A 2,836-nucleotide genomic window follows, 5' to 3' on the forward strand; every position below is an offset into this window, starting at 1 on the left:
GTTGTCTGGGTCTTGTTCATGCAATTCGAGGATCAGGGCCTGCACTTCATCTGTGCTTGTGCGGATGGTGTTGCGAATCGTCTCAACGTTCATGGCATCATCAACTCAAGCTTCGTCGGGGAACGGTAACGATCACGTGGTCGCCGCGAACGACCTACCACTTCAAAAATCTCAACTCGGCGACTCACGTGCATCGTCTGGTTCGCGCGGTACGCACGACCACGGTCTGCACTACATCGCTGTCGACAAGTCTACCCGATCGGAATCGTGAAGGGGAACGAGCATAGATATTTCGACCGGCGTAGAGGGCGTTTGATTCGCATACTCGGAGTAGAAATCAAACCGTGACATCAAGTGCGATAATCAGGCAACTGCTGTTTGCTGAAATCGGGTGGGCGTTGTTCGATGCAACGAAATCAAACGGTGAAATCAGTTGCGATTTAAAGGAAACTGAGGTCCCGTGAAATCCAGTGAGCCGAATTCAGACAAGACGATCAAACCGCAAATTCAAATGCAGCGATCAGCTATCTGTTAACACTTGAAATCAGTTGGGCCGGAATCAGCAGCATTGAAGACAGGCGTTGGTTATCAGTCACAACCACCCGCGCGAACGGCAGAATTCACGGGGAACGGGCGAAAGACTTGCAAGCAGACCGTTAAACACGACTCCCGTTCTCCCGTGCAATTCATGGTTCTGTCTTTGCCTGAAGTCGCTTGGATCGGAGTTGCCGCCGAAAGTCTGGCGAAACGAAAGCCAATCCAACGTCAATAATGAACGCTGTTGAAGCACCAGTCAACGATCCACCAGTTGATCCAAACAGAACGATACAGATAAGCGTGGAGAGCAGCGGAAAGGTCATATCGTTCAAACTGTTGATCATGATGGGAGTCATCATCATTGCTAAGCAAAGCATACCTGCGACCGCCCCGATACCAAGTCCATCAGAGATGATGTTGCGTGAGTTGTACTGATTGCGAATTCGGCTGGCCAGGAAGATTGCCGTAGCAGTCGATACGTACACAACAAATAATCCGGAACCCGCGACCAATGGATGTATCCAGAAAGCAAATGCCGGCGGACGCGCGGTAAGAAATAGCGGCGTTAAGGCTAGCGGAGCAAGCAGAAGCGTCTGAAGCGAGAATTTCACGCAGCGGCCTGGATGATAGACAGAACGTCACGCGTCACCCGGTACGCGCGAAAGATTTTCCATTTCAAAACCGCCCAGCTCGCGTACTCGGGTGCACGCGATTGTTACCCGCCGTCCGGTGCCGTTGTTTGTGAATCAAGGGCGTGGCGGACCCAAGCTCCGTATCTACGAATGTAGTCTTTGTCAGAACGTGATGCGACAGCAGCAGTCTCCGCCATTCGATCAGGGGCAAATCGCATTGCCATGGAAAGTTGATCTTTGAATTGCTCATAAAACCGACCTTCGATCAGGCGATTCACAATCGCGTCCACCATGGATCTGCATTGACCGTCGGGTGGCGGATGATTCTTGAAGTAACGACAAAGTTTCGCGCGTGCCCGGTTGTGCCACAGCCCAAAACTTTCTGCGGCCACAAACGTAACGGCTCGCATCGTAGCATCGGTGTCGCCACGCTTTACGTCTTCAATCAATGCATGAAGTTCCGGCTTGGTGAGCGATCGAATCCAAAGTGCGGCGAACGACGGTCGCATTGTCGATCCAGTTCGCTGCATAGATTTCAGTCGGGTAACGGCGGACATAACCGAGTGACGGCGGACGACACACCACTTCAGAAACCCCGACTCCGTCACTTCGGTTCATGTCATGGTTCGCGTGGTACACACGACCACGGTCGGCATTACCTCGCTGACGACAAGTCTACCCGATCGGAATCGGGGAGGGGAACGAGCATAGATATATCGGCCGGCGCATAGGGCGTTTCATCGGCTATCTCGGAGCAACATCCAAACCGTGAAATCAAATGCGAAAAACAGGAAACTGCTGTCCCTTGAATTCGGATGGGTGTTATTCGAGCGACACGATCAAACCGTGAATTCAATTGCGATCAACAGGAAACTGTCGTCGCGCGAAATCCATTGGGCCGCGATCAGGCACAACTATCATACCGTTAATTCAATTGCAGCGATCAGCTAACGGTTGCCACGTGAGATCCGATGGGCCGGATCCAAATGCTTTGAATTGCGAAGGGAGATGACGCACTGAGAAAGAGAAGAATCATCCAGCGGTCCATCTACCCGCGCGAACGGCGGACATAACCGAGTGACGGCGGATGACACACCACTTCAAAAACCCCGACTCCGTCACTTCGGTTCATGTCATGGTTCGCGAGGTACCCACGATCACAGTCGGCACTACATCGCTGCTGACAAGTCTACCCGATCGGAATCGTGAAGGGGAACGAGCATAGATATTTCGACCGGCGCATAGGGCGTTTGAACTGCTATCTCGGAACCGAAATCAAATCGCTGCATCGAATGCGAAAAACAGGAAACTGCTGATCCGTGAATTCAGATGGGTGTTTTTCGAGCGACACGATCAAACCGTGAATGCAGTTGCGATCAACAGGAAACTGATGTCCGTTGAAGTCCGATGGGCGAAATTTGGGCACAACTATCAAACCGCAACTTCACTTGCGGCGATCATTAAACACTTACCACATGAAATCAGATGGGCCGGATTCAGCAGCATTGAAGACAGACGTTGGCTATCGTAGTCACAACCACCCGCGCGAACGATACGCGTCACCGGGTACGCGCGAAAGACTTTCAACTTCAAGATCGCTCGACTCGCGTACTCCGGTGCACGCGATGGTTCCCCGCTTCGTTGAGTCGTGATTAGCGCGGCACGGC

General features: G+C 52.3%; 4 protein-coding genes. All 4 read right to left on the bottom strand.

Annotation, left to right across the window (positions count from 1 at the left end; all coding sequences use genetic code 11):
• Window positions 1-686 precede the first annotated feature (686 nt).
• The gene (locus LOC67_RS24840) at window positions 687-1,148 is read right to left on the bottom strand and encodes a hypothetical protein (protein ID WP_230265548.1); all 462 of its coding nucleotides are present in this window, start codon (window positions 1,146-1,148) and stop codon (window positions 687-689) included.
• Window positions 1,149-1,252: 104 nt separating this feature from the next.
• Window positions 1,253-1,579, bottom strand: a complete 327-nt coding sequence (locus LOC67_RS24845; RefSeq protein ID WP_230265549.1) for a hypothetical protein — start codon at window positions 1,577-1,579, stop codon at window positions 1,253-1,255.
• A 31-nt stretch (window positions 1,580-1,610) separates the two neighbouring features.
• Window positions 1,611-1,787 (bottom strand): hypothetical protein, encoded by a 177-nt coding sequence (locus tag LOC67_RS24850; RefSeq protein WP_230265550.1) that lies wholly within the window; start codon window positions 1,785-1,787, stop codon window positions 1,611-1,613.
• An 813-nt stretch (window positions 1,788-2,600) separates the two neighbouring features.
• The coding region (locus tag LOC67_RS24855; protein ID WP_230265551.1) for a hypothetical protein at window positions 2,601-2,836 on the bottom strand (236 nt) is incomplete at its 5' end.

Origin of the sequence: Stieleria sp. JC731, from assembly GCF_020966635.1 — a bacterium.
Classification (GTDB): Bacteria; Planctomycetota; Planctomycetia; order Pirellulales; family Pirellulaceae; genus Stieleria.

Coding starts and splice junctions, on each gene's coding strand:
- LOC67_RS24845 (WP_230265549.1), bottom strand. CDS start 1,579: ATGCGAGCCGTTACGTTTGTGGCCGCAGAAAGTTTTGGGCTGTGGCAC.
- LOC67_RS24850 (WP_230265550.1), bottom strand. CDS start 1,787: ATGAACCGAAGTGACGGAGTCGGGGTTTCTGAAGTGGTGTGTCGTCCG.